Consider the following 19,873-nt stretch of genomic DNA (forward strand, 5'->3'; position numbering starts at 1 on the left):
TTAAAAACCACCTCTTGAGGCTTTCTCCTTATCACCTGAGATACCAAACCGCCTTTTTAGCTCATCAAGCACAGACTCAGGTGGCACATCTTTTTCAGCCAATCCCACAAGCAGGTGAAAGATAAGGTCTGCAGACTCATAGACAAGCTCGCTTTGGGAGTTATTTTTAAGGGCAATGATCACCTCGCTCGCCTCTTCCCCTATCTTTTTGGCTATCTTGTCCGTTCCGCTAATAAAGAGTTTAGCCGTATATGAGCCCTCGGGGAGCTCTTCCTTTCTCTTTTGAAGGAGGTCATAAAGCTTCCTCAGTATATCGTCATTCTCCTCTGTTTTGTAAATTATACCGTCAAAATCCTCAATCACAGGCTCTATCTCGCGAACCTCACCCCTGTAAAACTCCCTATAGAAACAACTGCGATGGCTTGTGTGGCAGGCAGCACCTTTTTGTTCGACCTTGTAAAGCAGGGTATCCTCATCACAATCAAACAGAATCTGCTTTATCTTCTGCGTATGGCCGCTTGTTTCACCTTTCATCCATAGCTTGTTTCTTGAGCGGGAAAAATAATGGGCATAGCCTGTCTTTAGGCTCATCTCAATAGCTTCCCTATTCGCATAGGCAAGCATAAGCACCTGATTGTTATAAAAATCCACCGTTATAACAGGGATCAAACCCCTATCGTCAAGCTTCAATATATCAGTGAGATTCATTGCCCCCCCCTTATCCTATTTTTATCAAAATAACACCAAAAACTACAAGCAATGTGGCAAAAAACCTCAAAGAGCCATAGGGTTCTTTGAGGATAAATATACCCATTAAAACCCCAAATAACGAACTTATCTGCCTTGCACCAGCTGTAGCTGAAACGCAGGTAAGCTGCATTGCGTACCTATAACTCAAAAACGACAGTGTAAGAAACAGTCCACCTACAAAAACCATATTGGTTGAATTGATAATACAGTAGAAAAAATTTTTACGCAATATAGGATTTTTCAGGATGTTTAAACTCATATAAACAAACATAAACACAACAACCCAGTAAGTATAAACAAAAAAACTATGCTTTCCTACGCCGACCTTGTCCACAATGGCACCAAAAGAATAGATAAAACCAGCAAATGCCGCATATCTTATGTGTTGTTTTTTTAAATCTATCTTTTTAAATTTTAGCTGGCTCAACGGAACGTTGAGCTGTAATAGATAGGTACCCAAAAGGGCAAACAATATCCCTATAAATGTTGTCGTACTTATCCTCTCACCAATTAGAAAGTATGCAAGAAACGGTATATATAGAGGTGCTGTGATACTTAGCGGATATACAACAGAGAGATCCCCTTCCGCCATTGCATAGGCCTTTCCAGTGTATATTTGATAAAGAGTAAAAAATATACCAGCCAAAGCTGCAAGAAAAAGTGTTTTAATGTTCAGATCTACAAAAACCACATTGCTGTGAAAAAATGAGTAAATGGTCATAATTATTATGGAGAAAGCAAACATGCTCCAGAGGTATATAATTTTAAGTTTGCTGCGTTTATAGAAAAAATTATAAGAAGCATGCATAAGGGCTGAGAATATAACAAAACCTAAAGCAACAAAACTCATCCTTAGTCCTTTAACTATTGCTTAGATTGAATTATACAAAGAATTAGTTGCAATTGCAACTTGTTAGCAGATATGACCGTTTTTTATCTTCTCAAATATACTCAAAACTTGCTCTTTTGTTCTTTCTGTACTGCCTGAATTATCTATAATAATATCCGCAAGTCTTTTTTTTTCATCTATAGGCATTTGGAGTCTTATTCTTTTTAAGGCTTCTTCTTTAGATAAACCATTGCGCATCATTAAACGCTTAAGCTGGGTTTTCTCATCTGACCATACAACAATTACGCAATCAAACAAAGAAGCCATATTTTTTTCAAACAACAAAGGTACATCATATATCACTATGGCGTCTTTTTCTTTTTTTTTGATTTCTTCAAGCAATTTCTGTCTCTTCTTTTCAATTTCCGGATGAACAATATCTTCAAGAAGTCTGAGTTTTTCTCTATCTTTAAGCACAATAGAGCCAAGCTTTTTCCTGTCTATATTTTCATTTTTATCCAATACACCCCTTCCAAATGTTTTAATTATAGCAAAGTAAGCCTTTTCACCTTTTGCATAAACACTATGGGCAAGTTCATCCGCATCAATCACATAGCAGCCAAGTTCCTTAAACATCTCACCCACAAAACTCTTACCTGTAGCAATAGAACCCGTAAGACCTATAAACTTCACAACAAATCCTCCAATGGACAGCCTCTGCAAATAGGTTTTGTTCTGCAATATTCCTTTGCATTTTTAACAATTAGAGCATGGTATTCGTTAAACAAGCCTACATCTTTAGGTAGATTTTCCATAAAAAATCTTTGTACTAATTCATAATCATCGCTCGTTAAAATCTCATGCCTTTTAAGAAACTTCTTTGTATAGGCATCTACAACAAACATAGGTTTTTCAAAAGCATAAAGTAGTATAGAATCTGCCGTCTCTCTACCCACACCTTTGATAGACAAAAGCAACTCTCTAAGCTTGGATGCGTTAAACTTGCTTAGTTGATCGAATCCACCGTGTTTATGAAAAAAAGTGGCGACGTTCTTCAGATACAGGCCCTTCTGATTAAAAAAACCAGCAGGCTTTATAGCCTCTTTTATCAGGTCAAGTTCAGCCTTGTTTATATCGTTTAGGGAACACAATCTGGCCTTTTTTAGGTTATCGATGGCCTTTTCTACATTCTTCCAGGCCGTATTCTGGGTTAAAATCGCCCCTATTACAACTTCATCTTTTGTTTGGGCAGGCCACCAATGTTGCTTGCCGTATCTATCTAAAAGTTTGTTAAATACTTCAAGTAAAAGCTCTCTCATGGCTTGAAGTATACAAAAAAATCGACTATACCTTAAAGACTTTTTTTTGTATACTTCCAATCCAAGGGGGAAAAATGAACTTTCACAGTAGATCGATTGTTCACCTCGATAACTTACACTATAATTTTGGCCAGATAAGCCAATTTGTTGGCAAAAGCGTCAATATTATACCCGTAATAAAAGCCGACGCTTATGGACACGGCATTGTGAGAATAGCTAAGGAGTTATCTATATACCCCAATGTGGCTTATTTGGGTATAGCCCATATAAAAGAAGGGGCAATGCTGAGAAAAAGGGGTGTAAAAAAGCCTATCCTTGCCATGAGTTGTTTAGACTCATTTGATATAAATACTATGCATGAATTTAGCATAACACCCGTTGCCCACAACATAACCCTCCTTGAAAGATTAATAGATTATGCCAAATTAAACAATACAAGGATAAAACTTCATTTAAAATTCGACACAGGCATGGCCAGACTGGGAATAAGAGAAGAAGAAACTCAAAAAACAATAGAATTATGCAAGCAAAACGATAAATACATAGAAATAGACGGCTTGATGTCTCATTTCAGTGATTCTGAATCTGACGCGCAATGGACAAAAAAACAGTTAAACAGATTCAAGAATATTATAAAGATGTTTTATGATTCCGGTATCTACCCACGACTTACACACATAGCAAATTCAGGTGCAATTTTATCATTCAAGGATACGCACCTAAACTGCGTAAGACCCGGTCTTGCTATGTATGGATATGCACCAGCAGTGAACCTTAAAAAAATTATTGACCTGAAGCCTGTTTTAGAGATACAATCTCAATTGATAAATATACACGTTTTGAAAAAAGGAGAAGGTATAAGCTACTCGAGAACTTTCGTAGCAGATAAAGATATGAAGGTGGGGGTTGTTGCATTTGGATATGCCGATGGGCTACCACGGAGTATTTCGAATAAATTTTATTGCATAGTAAACGGCCAACGCTCAAAATCTATTGGCACAGTATGTATGGATATGTTTATGTGCGATTTAACAGACATAGAGGCCAAGGTCTCAGATGACGTCATAATAATGGGGCAAAAGAATGGTATAAGTATAACGGCTGATGAGTTAGCGCAAAAAGCAGGTACAATATCATATGAAATACTTACAAATATAGGAAAAAGCATACGAGTAAAAAGGGTCTATAAACGATAATGGGAATAATAGCTGCAATTGGTAGATTTACCATAAACTTTACAAGAGATATGGGTGGTGTTTTCCTGCTGTTTATATCTACGATTAAAGCTCTATTTGAAAAACCCAGATTTCATTTAACCGCTGAGCAGATGTATTTTATCGGCGTTAAATCTACATTAATAGTCGCTCTAACCTCTATGTTCGTCGGAATGGTTGAAGTCCTCCAGATTTATCACGGCTTTCATAAATTCGGGGCAGAAAGTATGATAGGCTATACAGTTGCTGTATCATTAGGTAGAGAATTGTCCCCCGTGCTAACGGCACTTATGATAGTGGCAAGAAACGTATCTGCCATGGCCGCAGAACTTGGTACAATGAGAGTAACCCAGCAGATAGATGCATTAGAGGTTATGGCAGTAAATCCAATAAACTTCCTTGTAGCACCAAGGGTTATTGCAACAACCGTTATGCTACCTGCATTGGTTAGTTTATCTAATGCTATAGGAAACATAGGAGGGTATCTTGTAGGCATAGGTGTTTTGGGCCTGAACCCAACTTCATATACGAAAAATATTCAGGTTTACATAGATATGACCGATTTAACATATGGGTTAATAAAAGCAGCTGTATTTGGACTTATTATTTCCCTTATAGGGTGCTACATGGGTCTAACTACTAAAGGTGGTTCAAGGGGTGTGGGTATATCAACAACAAAAGCCGTAGTCGCAGCAAGTATTTCTGTACTTGTAGCAGATTACTTTTTAACGGCATTTCTGTTTTAAGATGATAGTAACAGAAAACATCTCTAAGAGCTTTGGAAAACAAAAGGTCTTAGACGACCTTAACTTAACCATAGAAGAGGGTAAAATAACGGTAATAATAGGTAAAAGTGGCGCAGGAAAAAGTGTGCTTTTAAAACACCTAATAGGTCTTCTAAAGCCCGATAGTGGAAAAATTATTTTCCAAGATAAAGACATAACCAGAGTTTCAGACAAAGAACTAAAAAATATCCGCTTAAATTTCGGGGTTTTATTTCAGGATGCTGCACTTTTTGATTCATTGACGGTGTTTGAAAACGTTGCCTTTCCGGTAATTGAGCATAAACTCTTAAAAGATAGAAAAAAATTAAAAGAGCTGGTAAAAGAAACCTTGAGTTTAGTGGAACTTGAAAACATAGAAGATAAAATGCCATCGGAATTATCAGGCGGCATGAGAAAAAGGGTCGGCCTTGCAAGGGCAATAATAACAAAACCCAAAATCATATTTTTTGATGAGCCAACAACTGGACTTGACCCAATAACATCTATGTCGATAGCAAAACTAATCAAACAGATGCAGGAAAAACTCAAAACAACGTGTTTTATAATAAGTCATGATCTGTCTTTGACATTTAAGATAGCAGATAGAATAGGTTTTTTACATAATGGAAGGATAATGGAATTTGGAGATAGACACTCTATAAAAAACTCTAAAAACCCGATAGTTATAGAGTTTTTAGAAAGCTATTATACAGGAGAGGAAAATGAGCAACAGAAAAGCTGAAGTTATAGTTGGTTTATTCATTGTCATAGTATTGGTTGTTTTGGGATGGCTTACAACACAGATGGGGAAATTGAATTTAAAGAAAAACCCAACATATACCGTATATGCGTCTTTTTCGGATGTATCTGGACTCGACGTAAACACAAAAGTCAAAGTGGCGGGCGTTGATGTAGGATACATAAAAAACATAGGATTAAAAATGGCAAAGCTTTAGTTGAATTAAGCATATATAAACGCTACAAGATACCGAAGGATTCTGTTGCAATAGTAAAAAGCAAAAGTTTGCTTGGTGAGAAATACCTAGAGATCAAATTTGGAAACTCAAACCAATATCTATCAAATGGGGATTATATAGCAAGTACATTAACGCCTACAGATTTGGGTACGCTTATTACAAATATAAACAAAGTTTTTAACAAACAAAACAGGGAAAATGTCGGGGAAGCCTTAAAAGAGATAAGAATACTCTCTCAACATTTAAACGAACTTGTAGATGAAAATAGGCAGGCCATAAAATCAGCTATAGAAAACTTCAACACATCAATGGAAACATTGGCTCAGATTCTAAAAGAAAACAGACAAGATGTAAGATTAGCTATAGAAAATGCAAAGCAAGCTATGGACAAACTCAACGACACGCTTGAGAATGTCTATCTTATAAGCTCTAACTTGAAAAGAGGCAAAGGTACGCTGGGTAAACTTTTGGTTGATGAGTCGCTTTACAACAATGTGGATAACGCATCTGCTTATATAAAGAACATAACCAAAAAGATAGATACAGGCAAAGGTACTTTAGGTAAATTAGTAAACGATGAGAAGGTATACAACAACCTAAATGACACACTAAAAAGCATAAAAACCTACCTAACAAAAGGGGATCAAATAGCCCTTAACATCTACGCAGCAAGTGAAGCGAATTTTAGGGACTCATACAGCAAAGGCTACGTTTATGCTGATATATACACGATGCCAGATAAGTTCTACAGGGTAGGTGTGGTCTCTGAGAAAAACTACAAAGATACCGACCATCCATCCCACGATGACACAAAAGCAAGGCTCATAGCAATGATAGGCAAACGCTACTACGACTTTATTCTAAGGGGTGGAATAATGGAATCTACCTTTGGATTTGGGGCAGATTACTACATGTTTAACGATAAATTAAAGGCAAGTGTTGATGCCTTTGACTTTAATCACAATAACGACAAAAGAGATAGAAGGGCACATTTAAAATTTCAGCTAACATACAGGCTTTTAAGACACTTCGACCTGTTTGGTGGTGTGGATGAGATCATAAATTCCAAAACCCGCTCAGCATTTGCCGGCGTTGGTTTGGAATTCTCAAGCGACGATGCCAAATATCTTCTCTCGAAGGCACCATCTATTTCGCCTAAATAAACCTAAGAGGTCGATTGTTTGATATAGCTCCACAGCGATAAGCATAATCAAAAAACACTTCTATGGCCTCTTTCTTATCCTCGGTTAAATCGTATGAAAGGTTTTTAGTGAGATAGTCGCGGCAACTTTTTTTGTCAATCAAGTGGCTAAACTCGGAGCATATATCGTTAATCATGCGTTTGCCCATATCTTTTGATAGATAGAATTTCTCCTTAACTTCATCATCAATCATTCTATTGGTAATCCAAACGGCAAACACAAAAGGGAGATTAGTAAAATTATACCATTCAACAGCCAAATCCAACACCTCACCTTCTTGAGCACTTTTTAGCCTTTCTAATGCCCTATCTCCAATCACAAGTTCACAATCCGCATCACCATCGTACACATAATCTACACTAATGTTGTATTTAAATCTAAAAAGCACCTTTATAAGAGCCACAGATGTTTTGGAATTTTTATCTAATTTTACCCGCTTTATCTTATTTATGGGTTTATTTAAAAACATAACAACACTTTTCACTCGTTTATTGGTTGCAATACAGCCATCAGAAAGAATAGCATAATCGGAAGAATTTACATATTCTACAACAGAAACATTGCTTATATCCACACTCTTTTCAAAAAGTAGCCGAGCACATTGGCTCGGCACAGCTGATACAAATTCAAAATCATTCTTTATGATTCTCATCTTAAGGGCATAGTATAATGGTACGGCATTCAAAAACTCTACAAGCGCTACTTTCATACCCTTTTTTCGACTTTTTTCAACCACCCTTGCGGAGCCTCAACCTTACCTGTCTGAATTCCAGTATAATACTCATATATTCTTTTTGTATACTCGCCCACCTCATTATTTCCTACAACTAAAGAGGAGCCATCTTCAAATACATATTCTCCAACTGGTGAAATAACCGCGGCTGTCCCAAAACCACCAGCTTCAATTATATTACCGTTTTTTACACCTTCAACAAACTCATCTATCCTAACCCTTTCCTGCTTCACATTTATACCTATTCTGCCAGACAGATCCATAACACTCTCTGATGTTATAGAGCGCAAGATTGTATCGGTAAACTCAGGAATAACAACTGTACCGTCTGAGGTTACATGAAAGTGATTCATAGCCCCTGCTTCTTCTATGTATTGATTGTTTACATCTAAATACAAAACCTGACTTGCTCCAAATTTCTTTGCAAATTCCCCAGCCCGAAGGCTTGCAGCATAGTTGCCAGCAGCCTTAGCAGAGCCGGTACCTCCAGGGGCTGCTCTGTGAAATCTTTTTGTTATCAAAAGTTTTATAGGTTTTGTAAATCCCTGAGGATAATACGGTCCGCTGGGTGATAATATAATCATAAACCTATAAGTCGCAGAAGGATGAACACCCAATGAATCTTGTGTGGCAAATATAAAAGGCCTTATATAAAGAGATGCTCCCTCCTGCTTTGGGAACCAAAGCCTGTCGACATCTATCAAGGCATGTACAGCCTCTATCTGAACTTCCTCATCTATTTTAGGTATGCAAAGAATCTCAGCTGAACGGTTCATGCGTTTGGCATTTTTGTCTATCCTGAATGTGTATATCTCGCCATCTTCATGTTGAAACGCCTTGGCACCTTCAAAGATAGCTTGTCCGTAATGCAAAACGATAGCCCCAGGCGCAACTTCCACGCTGCTGTATGGAACAATCCTTGGGTTTTTCCACTCTCCATCTTTGTAGTCCATAATAAACATATGGTCTGTTCTTAATACGCCAAAGGGCAAAGGCTTATCCGGAACAAACTCCTCTGTTCTCCTTTGGCTTTTAGGTTTTAATTGATAATCTATTTCCATTCTCCACCTCCATTACAAATTTTCACTATAATAGGATTTATTACGAAAAAGTCAAAACAAAGAAAGTACCCCTTAGGATATGGGAAGGCAAAACCCCAAGGGGTACCCGAAGGTGGGCAAATGTGAGCCAATTTGAAATGCATGTTCATTATATCAAAAAGGCTTCATTAGTCAAGAATAAAAAATATTACTTGACAATCGCCAATAAAGTGATATTATCCCATCTAAGGTGAAATAAAGGAGGTTATACATATGAATAACATTAAAGATTTGTTAAACAATACGGACTTAAAGGCAACACCTCAAAGGCTGGCAATTCTTGAGGAAATTCACAAAGCAGGTCATATTGATTTGGAAACAATTTATAAAAATATCAGCCAGCGTTTTCCATCTGTATCATTGGCTACAGTTTATAAAAATATCCACACCTTAAGGGATAGAGGTGTTATAAAAGAACTTTCTATAAAGGGAGCAAAACCCAAATATGAGATAGCAGCTCAAAAACCACACCATCACCTTATATGCAAGGTATGTGGAGACGTTATAGATATCGAGATAGATACAACCTTTTTAAAAGAACAGTTAAAAAAGGTTGAGGATTTCGAGGTTTCAAACTGCGATATATACTGCTACGGCATATGTAGTAAATGTAAGGGTAAATCAAATTCCTAAGGCTTTGCGTAAGTAGTAAGAAGTGTAAGTATCAAACTTAGTTGCAACTCCAATGGGGGTACCAAAGGCAACCACTCTCCCCCCTTTATCAGCACTATCTGGTCCAATGTCTAAGATATAGTCTGCACTTTTCAATATATCGATATTGTGCTCTATAACAACAACGCTATTACCCTCATCCACTAGTCTTTTTAGAACTTCTATAAGCTTTTTTACATCATCCATATGCAATCCAATAGATGGTTCATCTAATAGATAAAGCGTATGCCCCATAGGCGGAATGATTAAGTTCTTTGCTATTTTTATACGCTGAGCCTCACCGCCAGATAGTGTTGTTGCCGGCTGGCCAAGTTGCAAATACCCAAGACCAACATCCCTTAAAATTGAAAGCTTTCTTCTTATCTTAGGAATATTCTCAAAAAATTCGTAAGCCTGGTTTATTGTCATTTCAAGTACATCGTATATGCTTTTACCTTTATATTTAACGTTTAGTGTAGCCTCATTATAGCGTTTTCCGCCACAGACATCGCATTTAACGTAAACATCAGCTAAAAACTGCATTTCTATCCTTATGTAACCCTCACCTTTACATTTCTCGCACCTTCCTCCCTTAACATTAAAACTAAATCTTGAAGCTGTAAAACCCTGGAGTTTGGCGTCTTCTGTTTGAGCAAACAGCTCCCTTATGTCGGTAAAAACCGAAGTGTAGGTTGCAGGGTTGCTTCTTGGAGTTCTACCTATTGGCGATTGGTCTATCTTTATTATTTTATCTATACGCTCAAGCCCCTCTATTTTCTCACAAACATCACTTTTTAGCCCCATCTTTGCTTTTGTAGCATACTCATGGAAACAATCAAAAACAAGAGAGCTTTTACCTGAGCCTGAGACCCCACTAATGCAAACAAACACACCAAGCGGCAAGTCAACATCAATACCTTTAAGGTTATGCACATTCGCCCCTTTTATCTTTAAAAAATGGATAGGTTTCTTGTAGTTTTTGGGCGGTTCTATCTTTAATTTCCCGCTTAAATATTTGCCTGTCAATGACTTTTCGTTTTGTTCTATCTCATTTAGACTACCACAAGCAACAACCTCACCGCCGAGTCTTCCACTTGCAGGCCCCATGTCCACAATGTAATCGGCAGCCTCAATTATATATGAATCGTGCTCAACCACTACAACTGTGTTGTCATTATCTCTCAAATGTTTAAGTGTTTCTACAAGCCTCGACGTATCCCTTGGATGTAATCCTATCGAAGGCTCATCCATTACATAGGTTATTCCGCTTAAACTGCTTCCGGCCTGAGTGGCAAGTCGAATACGTTGTGCTTCACCGCCAGAAAGAGTGGATGCACTCCTATTTAAAGAAAGGTAATCCAGGCCAACATCAATTAAGAATTTCAACCTTGCCTTTATCTCGGTCAAAACCCGTTTCGATATTTCAAGTTGCATAGGGTTTAGCTGTCTTTCAAGCTCAAGGAAAAATTCATAAGCATCTGAAACCTTCAATTTACTTACATCCATTATGTTTTTGCCCATAATCTTAACCGACAAACTCTCCTTGTTGAGCCTATCGCCACCGCATGCAGGACATGTAACCTCTTGCATTAAGGAAGTTATCTCGCTTTTTACCTTTGGGCTATCTGTCTGATTGAACTGCTCAAGCAAAAGATTTATAACTCCTCTAAATTCTCTTCTAATCTTTTTGCCAGCAGTAACCTCAAATTCTACAACTTCGCCAGGGTTACCAAATAGTATGATGTCCTGATGTTGCCTTGGTAGTTCCTCAAATGGCAAATAAATATCTATACCAAACTTCCTACAAGCCTCAATCAGGAATCTCTGATAAAAGTAATACTTTGGCCTCCTCCATAGTTTAATCACACCCTCTCTAACCGAGAGAGACTTATCTGGCATTACCTTATCCAAATCAAGCTGATGCTTTATGCCAAGACCGTAGCACTCAGGGCATGCGCCTAAAGGAGAGTTAAATGAGAAACTCTGTGGAGTTATTGGTTTGTAGTTTATCCCACAATATGGACAAGAGAAATGCTCAGAAAAAAGCTCTGTATTATTAGTTTCCATATCCTTAACGGTTACAACTCCCTTGCCCACTTTTAAAGCAAGCTCAATGGCTTCTGCTATTCTGCCTTTTGAATTCTCCTTAATCTTTACTCTATCAACAACAAGGTAGATATCATGTTTTTTATTTTTATCAAGCTCTATATCCTCCTCAAGCAGCCTCTCCTCCCCATCCACCAAAACCCTTACGAAGCCATCCTTCCTAAATTGTTCAAATTCATGCTTGAAAGCTCCCTTTTTGTTGATTGCAATGGGTGCAAGAATCAAAAGCTTTCTTTCTAATTTTGAGGCTATCTTATCCACTATTGCCTGAGGATCCTGCTTGGTAATTTTTCTGCCGCAAGAGTAACAATAAGCCTCACCAATATGGGCAAATAGCAATCTTATGTAATCATAGATTTCCGTTATTGTACCAACCGTTGAGCGAGGGTTAACTGAGATGCTTTTCTGGTCTATACTTATAGCTGGAGATAAACCCTCTATACTCTCAACATCGGGTCTTTCTATCTTCTCCAAAAACTGTCTTGCATAAGCACTCAACGATTCAAGGTATCTTCTCTGGCTCTCTGCATATAAAACATCAAATGCCAATGTAGATTTACCGCTCCCAGATGGCCCTGTAATAACGGTTATTTTGGATTTTGGTATGTCAACGTTTATGCTTTTAAGGTTATGAGTTTTGGCTTTGCGGATCTTGATAAATTTCATTTTAGAATTCTGGATGTTCTTCGAAGTCTAAATCTTCCTCTGTCTCTTCATTGTATGAAGAGGATCCATAATAATCCTCATTATCATTAAGATTTCTAAAGGCAGCAAGTCTCCCTTCAAATTGAAGCTTGACCGTGCCTTGAGGCCCATTTCTATGCTTTGCTATGATAATCTCAGCCTTACCTTTATCTTGTGAATTTTTATTGTAAACCTCATCTCTATAAATGAATATAACTATATCAGCATCCTGCTCAATCGAACCAGATTCCCTTAAATCTGCTGGCGTTGGCCTTTTATCTTCCCTATTCTCAACAGCCCTATTAAGCTGGGAGAGCGCTATAACGGGTATCTCAAGTTCTTTAGCTAAAATCTTCAACGACCTTGAAATCTCAGAAATCTGCTGTGTCCTGTTTGCAGTAGGACTTTGACCCTCTATAAGTTGGAGATAGTCTACAATGAGCAAATCTATATTTTTTTCCATCTTCATTTTTCTAGCTTTCGTGCGAATATCTATCGAGCTTAAAAGGGAGGAGTCATCCATATAAATCTTAGTATATCTTAGTTTATCCAATGTTTTGACCACTCTATCCCATTCATTTCCTTCAAAAAATCCTGTCCTAAGTTTTCCCATATCAACACCAGATAGAGAAGAGATCATTCTCAAAAGAAGTTGTCTAACAGACATCTCGAGTGAAAAAACGCCCACGCTCTTTTTGTAATCTAAAGCAGCATTAAGTGCAATGCTTAAAGCAAAAGATGTCTTGCCCATTCCTGGACGCCCTGCTACTATTATTAAATCACCCTCTTGAAAGCCATTTGTCATCTTATCTAAATCTATAAAACCGCTTGGGATACCCGTTATAATACTCTTTCTTTCCTTAAGCCTGGAGAGATATTCAAGCATATCCTCTGATGCTTCTTCGCTGGACTTGTACTTGGTTGAGCGATTGCTTACAACTTCAAACAACCTTTTTTCTGCTATATTCAATACATCCTCAACATCCTCAGGCTCCTCATAGCACATTGTTGCAATCTCTGTGGACATTGATATAAGCTGTCTTAAAACGGATTTCTTTTTTATTATATTGGCGTAATATTCGGTATTCGCAGGAGCTGGCAGAAACTCTGTTATGCTTGTTATATAGGCTGGCCCTATCTTATCAAGCAAATCCTTTTCCTTTAATACATTTGAAACCGTAATAAAATCAAAGGGAATTCCATTTGCATAGAGTTCTTTCAAAACCTTAAAAATAGAAGCATTCTTTTCATCAAAGAAGTCATTTTCGTTTATTATTTCTATAACATCGGCAAATTTTGAATTATCCAGAAAGAGAGAGCACAACAGTGCCCTCTCAGCCTCTATAGATTGAGGGTAGGCTCTTACGGCATTATTACTCTTCATTTAGCGGAACAACATTAACCTTAACAGTAGCCTTTACATCTCTGTAAATGGCCACCTCAACCTCATGCTTACCTATTTCCTTTATGCCATCTTTGGGTAGTCTTATGCTCTTTTTATCAAACTCTGCTTTATCTTTAAGTTGCTCATATATTTCATTTGCCGTAACAGATCCAAAGAGTTTTCCTTTCTCTCCAGCTCTTGCTTTGATCTCTATCTCAAGACCGTCTAAGGCCTCTTTAACCTTATTTGCTTGCTCAATCCTTTTCTCTATCCTTCTAAGAATAGCCTTTCTTTTTTCTTCGACAAGCTTTAAGTTGCTTTTAGTTGCTGCCAAAGCAAAACCCTTTGGAATAAGATAGTTTTTCGCATAGCCGTCTTTTACGGTTTTTATATCGCCTGCATAACCTAATTTATCTACATCTTCAAGGAGTACCACCTTCATTATTGAATCCCCCTTTTAGCCTTTGAGTTTTCTGCTGATAGTAAACGGCATCAGAGCCATAACCCTTGCCCTTTTAATAGCCTTAGTTAACATCCTTTGATGTCTTGCGCATGTTGCTGTAGTTTTTCTACCAACGATTTTATAACGCTCTGTAACATACCTTGAGAGCAAGTCGATATCTTTATAATCGATTTCCTCTATTTTATTTGTACAGAAATGACAAACCTTCTTCTTTGGGTATCTAAAAAATCTCTTCTTTCTTTTATTATCCACCATCTTCAAAAACCTCCACTACACATTAAAATGGTATATCTTCATCCTCAGCAGGTACATCAACCACATCTTGAGCGGCTTCTGTTTTATCTTTAAAGGACAAAAATTGAAAATTATTAAGAACTATCTCGTGTTTTGACCTTCTATTTCCATTTGCATCTTCCCAGCTTCTGTAGCGCAATCTTCCTTCGATATAAACCAGCGATCCTTTTTTAAGGTATTCGGCTATTGTTTCTGCCTGCCTACCAAAAGCCACGACATCAACAAAGAGTGTTTCTGTCTTCCTATTGCCTTGCTCATCTTTGCCTACAGGCGTATTGACCGCTATACCAAAACTTGCAACACCTAAACCAGCCGGTGTGTATCTGAGCTCTGGGTCTCTGGTGAGATTACCTATAAGCATCACTTTATTCAGATTTGCCATCTTCTTCCTTCTTATTCTCGTAAACCTTTATATCTTTTTTTAGCATATAGGTAGTGATAAACCTTAAAACATCCTCTTTGAGCCTCAAAAATTCTTCAATCCTCTTCGGTGTATCGGCCTCTGATTTGTAGTGCACCAAGATGTAATATCCCTGTTTGAATTTCTTAATTGGATAGGCCAAGCTTCTCTTCTGCCAAACCTCGTTTTTTAGAATCTCTCCACCTTCGGCCTTAATTCTCTCAGCAACGCCTTCAATAAAGGCCTTTAGTTCGTCCTCCCCCATCGTGGGTCGAACGATGTAAAGCAACTCATAATACCTCATCCACAACCTCCTTTTGGACTTTTGGCCTCCTGCATCAAGCAGAAAGCAAGGATATAGCCTTGTTATGATATACAAAAACGTGTAAAAATCAATATCTTTTTATGGTTAATACAGATGAGGCGTTGAAGATACACAAAAGAAATTACTCTTTATTCTATGGGAAAGAAATAATTTTGCTATTTCATTTATTGTTGAACCGGTAGTAAAAACATCATCAACTACAACTACCTTGTGATAGGGCGATTTTTTTGTCAATCTGAATGCGCCTTTAAGATTGCTTTTTCTTTCTTTAGCTGAAAGTCCCACCTGGTGTTTTGTACGCTTTACCTTTTCAATTAATGAGTAATCCACCTTTATTTGAGTTATGTTTGATAAAACTTTTGCTATAAAAACACTCTGATTAAAACCCCTTTCTGCAATGTCCTTTTTATGCATAGGAACAGCCACAAGGCAATCCACATTTTCAAATATGCCGCTTTGAATAATGTTGTCCTTAAAATAGTATAAAAAATCAACAAGTCGATAATGTCCCTTGAATTTTATAAGCTCTATAATCTTGGCCACCTTTTCATCTTTATAGTTAAAAAGGGAAAAACCTTTAACAAAAAATCGCTTTTCGGACAAGCACACAGGACAAACAGCTTCAGAGGAAGCCAAAGGACGCGAACAGATCTTACACCTATTGAAGCTACAGTTAAGGCTATCTATACACTTATTACAAATTAAATCGGGGGTCTTCGCCCCACACACAAGGCATCTTGGAGCAAATACAAGCTGTAGAAAATTACTTGCCAGCTTCGATAAGTTTCCTACATGCAATGCAATACTTAGCTGTAGGTTTTGCTTTCATTCTTTCTATTTCTATTTCCTTACCACACCTTTTACATATGCCGTAGGTACCCTTTTCTATATCATACAAGGACTCTTCTATCTCTATAAGATGTTTCCTATCCTTTTCTATTAAATCATATATAACCTGACGTGAATATACAGCAGAGGAGAAATCTCCTTCATCTCCACTTAGCTGAATAGTATTTACCCTTTCTAAATTTTCTTTAATTCTTGCACTTATTTCTTTCTTCAAGCTCAATAATCTGTCTTTCAATTCCTCTTTTGTTGCTACATCCATATTTTTCCTCCACTAAAAAACTAAGGAGAATGAACAATATTTTGATTAATTTGTCAAGTTCTTTTTGCCCAATGCTACCAGATAGGTCCAAACATACTTACCACCTAAAGCAAATAGAGGTAATATCTATGTCTGAGAATGAGAATGATAGAAAAGAGAGTGGAGGCACCAACATGGAAGTGAAGAGAATAAGAAAGATAGTAGGGGCAGAAAACCTGAAAGTAGGTTTTCTGCCCGTTAAATCTTTCTCTTTCTCAAGGGCTGATGCAGCCCACATCCTCTTTTGCATATTCAAATCACTGGATTTGAATATAATAGGAAGACCCATAAAACTCCTAAAGGGATGGAGGCTGCATCATGGATAGTATATACCACACTTTGAGAAAATCAAACCCTGCAAGTGCAAGAATTTTGGTCAGAAAGGTTTTAGAGAAAAACAACGGCAATGTCTCAAAAACAGCAAGAATACTTGGCATATCAAGGGCTACAGTGAGAAGGGCAAGGGATGGAGAACTAAATGACTTATCAAGAAGACCAAAGAACATAAGAAAAAAGATAGACTGTTCTCTTGAAAAACTCATTGTTGATGTTAAAGCTACAATAAACTCCCCACCAAAAGGGCTTATAAATTCCCCGAGACATCCCCTAATTTTTGTGTCTCTCTCATCATACCAAATCCCTCCTCACTCTTCAACTCCCTTCCCAAACTTAGCAACAAACATCTGATTCAGTTCATATCTTTTAGCCTTAATCAGAGGATTAACATTCCAGGTTTTGTGTAATTTATCTGTTGCAATGAAAAGGGCAACATTTAGGATATCCATGGACTGGAAGAACCCTCCTTTCTTTAGCCTTTGTTTTTCAAAGGATGAATGTACAGATTCAACAGTGTTTGTTGAATTGATGTACTTTCTTATTACCTCAGGGTACTTTAAGAAGGCAAGGAGTTCTTCTTTTCTTGAGTCTAAATATTTGGTGTAGGTCTTGTATTGGTCTTTGAATCTGTCAATTATCTCTGTTTTGAAAATCTCTATCCCTTTTTCAAAGGTATCACAGGAGTATTTAATCTCCTTGAGCTTTTTGTTCACATATGAGGCATCCTCCTTTTTCATATGCTTGTATACGTTTCTTGATGCATGAACTGTGCATTTCTGAATATCCGAGTAAGGAAAGAAGGCTCTTATTGCCTCTGAGATTCCGTTGAAATCATCACAGATGAACATTAAGACCCTTTTCATTCCCCTGTTGATTAAATCCTGGAATACTTCCATCCAGGTGGATCTGTTCTCACTACCAAAGAATGAGTAATATCCAAGGAGTGTTTTTTGAGCATTTGTGTCTATCCCTACAACAGTGTAAACGACAGCTCTCTTTACCCTTTTATCCTTTTCATCCTTTACCATACAGTGATAGGCGTCTATGTATAGAAAATAGTAGTTTTCCTGAAGTTCTTTGGATTTAAATTCAAGCATCTGTGTCTTTATGTATTCAAATATCTCATCGTATGCTTTTTCACTAAAATCCAGTCCTCTCAATTTCATCTTGTGCACGATTTCCTGTTTTGAGTCTCCATTGATTAGGAAGGAGAAGATTAAATCCTCAAAGCTTTCATCATACCTTTGATATTTGGGAGGGAGAAGATGAGAGCGGAAGTTTCCGCTCCTTGTTCTTGGGACATCCAAATTCAGTTTACCAAGGCCTGTGTTTAGGCTCCTTTTGTAGGTTCCATTGCCTTTGTCTTCTGGGTTCTCAAGTAAGTACTCGTATCTTTCCTTACCCATTATCTCAATAAGTAGTCCTTCCATTAGGGTGGCCAGTTTATTCTTTCCGTATTCATCCAACTCCTTTACTACATCCATATCCATGTTTGAGATTATCTCCTTAAGCATCTTTCTGTTCATCTCTTAAAGCTCCTCCATACTTAGCCTAATTTCAGAGTTCATTAGAACAGTTCATTAAACCCCACTCCATTTTAGTAGGTTTGTGGGGGAGACACAAAAATATTTTAAGTCCCAATTCCCCACCCTTTTGGTAGCATGCCCTAATCTTTTTAAAAGATGGAGGGTAAATAAAATTGTTGGGGGTTTGTATGTATTACTCGGTAAAAGCACTACTGAGTATTGGGAAAAATGTCTCACAGATTGCAAGAGAGCTAAAGATTGACAGGAAAACAGTCAGAAAGATTAAGAAAAAGGTAGAAAACGGAGAGATTAAGACACCCACCATCAAAAGGAAAAGCATCCTTGATCCATACAAGGATGAAATCATTGAGTATTTAAAAAGTGGTCTCTCCGCTGTTTTAATCCACCAGAAGTTAAAAGAAAAGCATAGTCTAAATGTAAGCTATAGCTCTGTGAAACGCTACATCAGGAAGCTAAAGCCAGGTGAGCCCTTCATCCCCTTAATAAGCCCACCTGGCCAAGAAGCCCAAGTAGATTTCGGCTATGCCGGTTATTTCTAATAATAGCAGAAGAAAAAAGAAAGTAAAGTACTGGATATTCTCAATGGTTTTGTCCTATTCGAGGTACAGATACTATGAGCTTGTGGATAACCAAAGTATACCGACATTCATAAACTGCCATATCAATGCATTTGAATATTTCTCTGGTGCACCAAAGGCTATAAAGATAGACAACCTAAAAAGCGGTGTATTGCATGTTAACTTCTATGAGCCTGAAATTCAGCATGAATATGCAAGGATGCTTGAGTATTACAACTCCTCTGCTGTTGCCTGTAGGGTGAGAAAACCAAATGAGAAGGGCAAGGTAGAATCCAGCATAAAATACATAAAGAACAACTTTCTAAAAAGCATAAGAGCGGAAGGAATAGAAGACATAGACACAGTCAAAGAGAAGCTTTTATTCTGGCAGGACAACATCTGTAATGCAAAGCTACACGGCACAACAAGAAAAATACCGAAGGATGAGTTTCTCAATGTAGAAAAGGAAAAACTCAACAGATTGCCAGATAGAAGATATGAGACCTACGATATTGCAAAAAGAACTGTAAACACCTACTCCCACATCTATTACAGGTACAACTACTACTCTGTGCCTGAAAAATACATATCAGAAAAGCTCAATATTAGGTCAAATGGAAATATAATGGAGATCTATGATTCATCGTTCAACTTAATAGCCACACATGAGCTTTCTCAATTAAAGGGTGAGTTCATAACAAAGGAAAGCCATAAACCCAAGATGAAGAAAAATCCCACAGATTCAGAATACACCACCATGACGCTTGATATAGGTGAAAGCGCCTACCTGTTCTATAAAAGGCTAAGAAAAGAGAAACCTGCCTCATATCACAGGGTAATGAGAGGTGTAATGTCTCTTTCAAAGGGATACCCCAAAGAGACAATGGAGCTTGCATTCAAAAGGGCAATTGATTTCAACTGCATAAGCTATTCCTCTTTAAAAAGCATACTGAAGAATGAGCTCTACAACATTCCCTACGACAAACCAGACTCACCCATAGCCTTAGGTTTTTATAACCCACTAAGAGCTTACGATGAAATGACAGATATAAAAGCAGATATGAAAACAGACATTATGAGTGGTGAGTGAA

24 protein-coding genes and 2 pseudogenes are annotated in these 19,873 nt (G+C 37.6%); 10 read left to right on the plus strand and 16 right to left on the minus strand.

Annotated features, from left to right (window positions below):
• From hisIE to HIPMA_RS08135, 4 genes are all read right to left on the minus strand, one after another.
• Complete coding sequence (gene hisIE, locus HIPMA_RS08120) at positions 1-708, minus strand: bifunctional phosphoribosyl-AMP cyclohydrolase/phosphoribosyl-ATP diphosphatase HisIE (protein WP_013682553.1); 708 nt, start codon at positions 706-708, stop codon at positions 1-3.
• 10 nt (positions 709-718) lie between these two features.
• Positions 719-1,600, minus strand: coding sequence for a DMT family transporter (locus HIPMA_RS08125; protein WP_013682554.1), 882 nt, complete (start codon positions 1,598-1,600; stop codon positions 719-721).
• A 63-nt stretch (positions 1,601-1,663) separates the two neighbouring features.
• Positions 1,664-2,272: a dephospho-CoA kinase gene (gene coaE, locus HIPMA_RS08130; protein ID WP_013682555.1), complete on the minus strand. Its 609-nt coding sequence runs from the start codon at positions 2,270-2,272 to the stop codon at positions 1,664-1,666.
• The gene (locus tag HIPMA_RS08135; protein ID WP_013682556.1) at positions 2,269-2,898 is read right to left on the minus strand and encodes an endonuclease III domain-containing protein; all 630 of its coding nucleotides are present in this window, start codon (positions 2,896-2,898) and stop codon (positions 2,269-2,271) included. Before HIPMA_RS08135 ends, coaE begins: the two co-directional genes overlap by 4 nt.
• Positions 2,899-2,972: 74 nt before the next feature.
• On the opposite strand from HIPMA_RS08135, the gene alr reads away from it, so the two are divergent.
• The 5 genes from alr (at position 2,973) to HIPMA_RS08160 (ending at position 7,016) form a co-directional block, all read left to right on the plus strand.
• On the plus strand, positions 2,973-4,094 hold the full coding sequence (alr, locus tag HIPMA_RS08140; protein WP_013682557.1) for an alanine racemase: 1,122 nt from the start codon (positions 2,973-2,975) through the stop codon (positions 4,092-4,094).
• Positions 4,094-4,858, plus strand: a complete 765-nt coding sequence (locus HIPMA_RS08145) for an MlaE family ABC transporter permease (RefSeq protein ID WP_013682558.1) — start codon at positions 4,094-4,096, stop codon at positions 4,856-4,858. The genes alr and HIPMA_RS08145 overlap by 1 nt, the downstream gene beginning before the upstream one ends.
• A 1-nt stretch (position 4,859) precedes the next feature.
• The gene (locus tag HIPMA_RS08150) at positions 4,860-5,618 is read left to right on the plus strand and encodes an ABC transporter ATP-binding protein (protein ID WP_013682559.1); all 759 of its coding nucleotides are present in this window, start codon (positions 4,860-4,862) and stop codon (positions 5,616-5,618) included.
• Positions 5,599-5,832, plus strand: a complete 234-nt coding sequence (locus tag HIPMA_RS08155; protein ID WP_041324056.1) for an MlaD family protein — start codon at positions 5,599-5,601, stop codon at positions 5,830-5,832. The genes HIPMA_RS08150 and HIPMA_RS08155 overlap by 20 nt, the downstream gene beginning before the upstream one ends.
• A 68-nt stretch (positions 5,833-5,900) precedes the next feature.
• Positions 5,901-7,016: an MlaD family protein gene (locus HIPMA_RS08160; RefSeq protein ID WP_041324058.1), complete on the plus strand. Its 1,116-nt coding sequence runs from the start codon at positions 5,901-5,903 to the stop codon at positions 7,014-7,016.
• Here HIPMA_RS08160 and HIPMA_RS08165 read toward each other — a convergent pair.
• Together HIPMA_RS08165 and HIPMA_RS08170 are read right to left on the minus strand one after the other, a co-directional pair.
• Positions 7,009-7,764 (minus strand): menaquinone biosynthetic enzyme MqnA/MqnD family protein, encoded by a 756-nt coding sequence (locus HIPMA_RS08165; RefSeq protein ID WP_041324060.1) that lies wholly within the window; start codon positions 7,762-7,764, stop codon positions 7,009-7,011. The genes HIPMA_RS08160 and HIPMA_RS08165 overlap by 8 nt on opposite strands.
• Positions 7,761-8,849 carry a branched-chain amino acid aminotransferase gene (locus tag HIPMA_RS08170; protein ID WP_013682561.1) on the minus strand — a complete coding sequence of 363 codons (1,089 nt, stop codon included), beginning with the start codon at positions 8,847-8,849 and terminating at the stop codon, positions 7,761-7,763. The genes HIPMA_RS08165 and HIPMA_RS08170 overlap by 4 nt, the downstream gene beginning before the upstream one ends.
• Before the next feature lie 252 nt (positions 8,850-9,101).
• Here HIPMA_RS08170 and HIPMA_RS08175 point away from each other — a divergent pair, with 252 nt between their 5' ends.
• On the plus strand, positions 9,102-9,521 hold the full coding sequence (locus HIPMA_RS08175; protein ID WP_013682562.1) for a Fur family transcriptional regulator: 420 nt from the start codon (positions 9,102-9,104) through the stop codon (positions 9,519-9,521).
• Here the strand turns inward: HIPMA_RS08175 and uvrA are convergent.
• From uvrA to HIPMA_RS08215, 9 genes and pseudogenes are all read right to left on the minus strand, one after another.
• Positions 9,510-12,311 (minus strand): excinuclease ABC subunit UvrA, encoded by a 2,802-nt coding sequence (gene uvrA, locus HIPMA_RS08180; protein ID WP_013682563.1) that lies wholly within the window; start codon positions 12,309-12,311, stop codon positions 9,510-9,512. The genes HIPMA_RS08175 and uvrA overlap by 12 nt on opposite strands.
• A 1-nt stretch (position 12,312) precedes the next feature.
• Positions 12,313-13,713 (minus strand): replicative DNA helicase, encoded by a 1,401-nt coding sequence (dnaB, locus tag HIPMA_RS08185; RefSeq protein ID WP_013682564.1) that lies wholly within the window; start codon positions 13,711-13,713, stop codon positions 12,313-12,315.
• Positions 13,703-14,155, minus strand: a complete 453-nt coding sequence (gene rplI / locus HIPMA_RS08190) for a 50S ribosomal protein L9 (RefSeq protein WP_013682565.1) — start codon at positions 14,153-14,155, stop codon at positions 13,703-13,705. The genes dnaB and rplI overlap by 11 nt, the downstream gene beginning before the upstream one ends.
• Positions 14,156-14,170: 15 nt before the next feature.
• Positions 14,171-14,431, minus strand: a complete 261-nt coding sequence (rpsR, locus tag HIPMA_RS08195) for a 30S ribosomal protein S18 (protein WP_013682566.1) — start codon at positions 14,429-14,431, stop codon at positions 14,171-14,173.
• Between the two features lie 22 nt (positions 14,432-14,453).
• Complete coding sequence (locus tag HIPMA_RS08200; protein WP_013682567.1) at positions 14,454-14,852, minus strand: single-stranded DNA-binding protein; 399 nt, start codon at positions 14,850-14,852, stop codon at positions 14,454-14,456.
• Positions 14,836-15,174, minus strand: a complete 339-nt coding sequence (gene rpsF, locus HIPMA_RS08205) for a 30S ribosomal protein S6 (protein ID WP_013682568.1) — start codon at positions 15,172-15,174, stop codon at positions 14,836-14,838. Before rpsF ends, HIPMA_RS08200 begins: the two co-directional genes overlap by 17 nt.
• Positions 15,175-15,279: 105 nt before the next feature.
• Complete coding sequence (locus HIPMA_RS09265; RefSeq protein ID WP_148226572.1) at positions 15,280-15,738, minus strand: ComF family protein; 459 nt, start codon at positions 15,736-15,738, stop codon at positions 15,280-15,282.
• Positions 15,739-15,807: 69 nt separating this feature from the next.
• A pseudogene (locus HIPMA_RS09905) lies at positions 15,808-15,993 on the minus strand (double zinc ribbon domain-containing protein); the annotation flags it as partial.
• Positions 15,959-16,303, minus strand: coding sequence for a TraR/DksA family transcriptional regulator (locus HIPMA_RS08215; protein ID WP_013682570.1), 345 nt, complete (start codon positions 16,301-16,303; stop codon positions 15,959-15,961). The gene HIPMA_RS08215 and the pseudogene HIPMA_RS09905, both read right to left, overlap by 35 nt.
• A gap of 128 nt (positions 16,304-16,431) precedes the next feature.
• On the opposite strand from HIPMA_RS08215, the gene HIPMA_RS08220 reads away from it, so the two are divergent.
• Complete coding sequence (locus HIPMA_RS08220) at positions 16,432-16,668, plus strand: hypothetical protein (protein ID WP_013681235.1); 237 nt, start codon at positions 16,432-16,434, stop codon at positions 16,666-16,668.
• Positions 16,661-16,891: pseudogene (locus tag HIPMA_RS09910) on the plus strand (helix-turn-helix domain-containing protein); the annotation flags it as partial. The gene HIPMA_RS08220 and the pseudogene HIPMA_RS09910, both read left to right, overlap by 8 nt.
• A gap of 95 nt (positions 16,892-16,986) precedes the next feature.
• On the opposite strand, the gene HIPMA_RS08230 reads toward HIPMA_RS09910, so the two are convergent.
• Complete coding sequence (locus HIPMA_RS08230; RefSeq protein ID WP_013681092.1) at positions 16,987-18,204, minus strand: IS256 family transposase; 1,218 nt, start codon at positions 18,202-18,204, stop codon at positions 16,987-16,989.
• Between the two features lie 188 nt (positions 18,205-18,392).
• Between HIPMA_RS08230 and HIPMA_RS09270 the strand changes: the two genes are divergently transcribed.
• Both HIPMA_RS09270 and HIPMA_RS08235 read left to right on the plus strand, forming a co-directional pair.
• Positions 18,393-18,764 carry a helix-turn-helix domain-containing protein gene (locus HIPMA_RS09270; RefSeq protein ID WP_052297342.1) on the plus strand — a complete coding sequence of 124 codons (372 nt, stop codon included), beginning with the start codon at positions 18,393-18,395 and terminating at the stop codon, positions 18,762-18,764.
• Positions 18,748-19,872 carry a Mu transposase domain-containing protein gene (locus HIPMA_RS08235; protein WP_052297343.1) on the plus strand — a complete coding sequence of 375 codons (1,125 nt, stop codon included), beginning with the start codon at positions 18,748-18,750 and terminating at the stop codon, positions 19,870-19,872. The genes HIPMA_RS09270 and HIPMA_RS08235 overlap by 17 nt, the downstream gene beginning before the upstream one ends.
• The last annotated feature ends 1 nt before the right edge of the window (position 19,873 follow it).

Origin of the sequence: Hippea maritima DSM 10411 (assembly GCF_000194135.1) — a bacterium.
Lineage (GTDB): Bacteria > Campylobacterota_A > Desulfurellia > Desulfurellales > Hippeaceae > Hippea > Hippea maritima.

What these genes read in the sequence shown, in the direction of transcription:
- HIPMA_RS08220 (WP_013681235.1), top strand. Translation starts at nt 16,432, where the DNA reads ATGTCTGAGAATGAGAATGATAGAAAAGAGAGTGGAGGCACCAACATG.
- uvrA (WP_013682563.1), bottom strand. Translation starts at nt 12,311, where the DNA reads ATGAAATTTATCAAGATCCGCAAAGCCAAAACTCATAACCTTAAAAGC.
- HIPMA_RS08175 (WP_013682562.1), top strand. Translation starts at nt 9,102, where the DNA reads ATGAATAACATTAAAGATTTGTTAAACAATACGGACTTAAAGGCAACA.
- hisIE (WP_013682553.1), bottom strand. Translation starts at nt 708, where the DNA reads ATGAATCTCACTGATATATTGAAGCTTGACGATAGGGGTTTGATCCCT.
- dnaB (WP_013682564.1), bottom strand. Translation starts at nt 13,713, where the DNA reads ATGAAGAGTAATAATGCCGTAAGAGCCTACCCTCAATCTATAGAGGCT.
- rpsR (WP_013682566.1), bottom strand. Translation starts at nt 14,431, where the DNA reads ATGGTGGATAATAAAAGAAAGAAGAGATTTTTTAGATACCCAAAGAAG.
- HIPMA_RS08145 (WP_013682558.1), top strand. Translation starts at nt 4,094, where the DNA reads ATGGGAATAATAGCTGCAATTGGTAGATTTACCATAAACTTTACAAGA.
- HIPMA_RS08165 (WP_041324060.1), bottom strand. Translation starts at nt 7,764, where the DNA reads ATGAAAGTAGCGCTTGTAGAGTTTTTGAATGCCGTACCATTATACTAT.
- rplI (WP_013682565.1), bottom strand. Translation starts at nt 14,155, where the DNA reads ATGAAGGTGGTACTCCTTGAAGATGTAGATAAATTAGGTTATGCAGGC.
- HIPMA_RS08150 (WP_013682559.1), top strand. Translation starts at nt 4,860, where the DNA reads ATGATAGTAACAGAAAACATCTCTAAGAGCTTTGGAAAACAAAAGGTC.
- HIPMA_RS08155 (WP_041324056.1), top strand. Translation starts at nt 5,599, where the DNA reads ATGAGCAACAGAAAAGCTGAAGTTATAGTTGGTTTATTCATTGTCATA.
- alr (WP_013682557.1), top strand. Translation starts at nt 2,973, where the DNA reads ATGAACTTTCACAGTAGATCGATTGTTCACCTCGATAACTTACACTAT.
- HIPMA_RS08230 (WP_013681092.1), bottom strand. Translation starts at nt 18,204, where the DNA reads ATGAACAGAAAGATGCTTAAGGAGATAATCTCAAACATGGATATGGAT.
- HIPMA_RS08215 (WP_013682570.1), bottom strand. Translation starts at nt 16,303, where the DNA reads ATGGATGTAGCAACAAAAGAGGAATTGAAAGACAGATTATTGAGCTTG.
- HIPMA_RS08125 (WP_013682554.1), bottom strand. Translation starts at nt 1,600, where the DNA reads ATGAGTTTTGTTGCTTTAGGTTTTGTTATATTCTCAGCCCTTATGCAT.
- HIPMA_RS08235 (WP_052297343.1), top strand. Translation starts at nt 18,748, where the DNA reads ATGCCGGTTATTTCTAATAATAGCAGAAGAAAAAAGAAAGTAAAGTAC.
- HIPMA_RS08200 (WP_013682567.1), bottom strand. Translation starts at nt 14,852, where the DNA reads ATGGCAAATCTGAATAAAGTGATGCTTATAGGTAATCTCACCAGAGAC.
- rpsF (WP_013682568.1), bottom strand. Translation starts at nt 15,174, where the DNA reads ATGAGGTATTATGAGTTGCTTTACATCGTTCGACCCACGATGGGGGAG.
- HIPMA_RS08135 (WP_013682556.1), bottom strand. Translation starts at nt 2,898, where the DNA reads ATGAGAGAGCTTTTACTTGAAGTATTTAACAAACTTTTAGATAGATAC.
- HIPMA_RS08170 (WP_013682561.1), bottom strand. Translation starts at nt 8,849, where the DNA reads ATGGAAATAGATTATCAATTAAAACCTAAAAGCCAAAGGAGAACAGAG.
- HIPMA_RS09270 (WP_052297342.1), top strand. Translation starts at nt 18,393, where the DNA reads ATGTATTACTCGGTAAAAGCACTACTGAGTATTGGGAAAAATGTCTCA.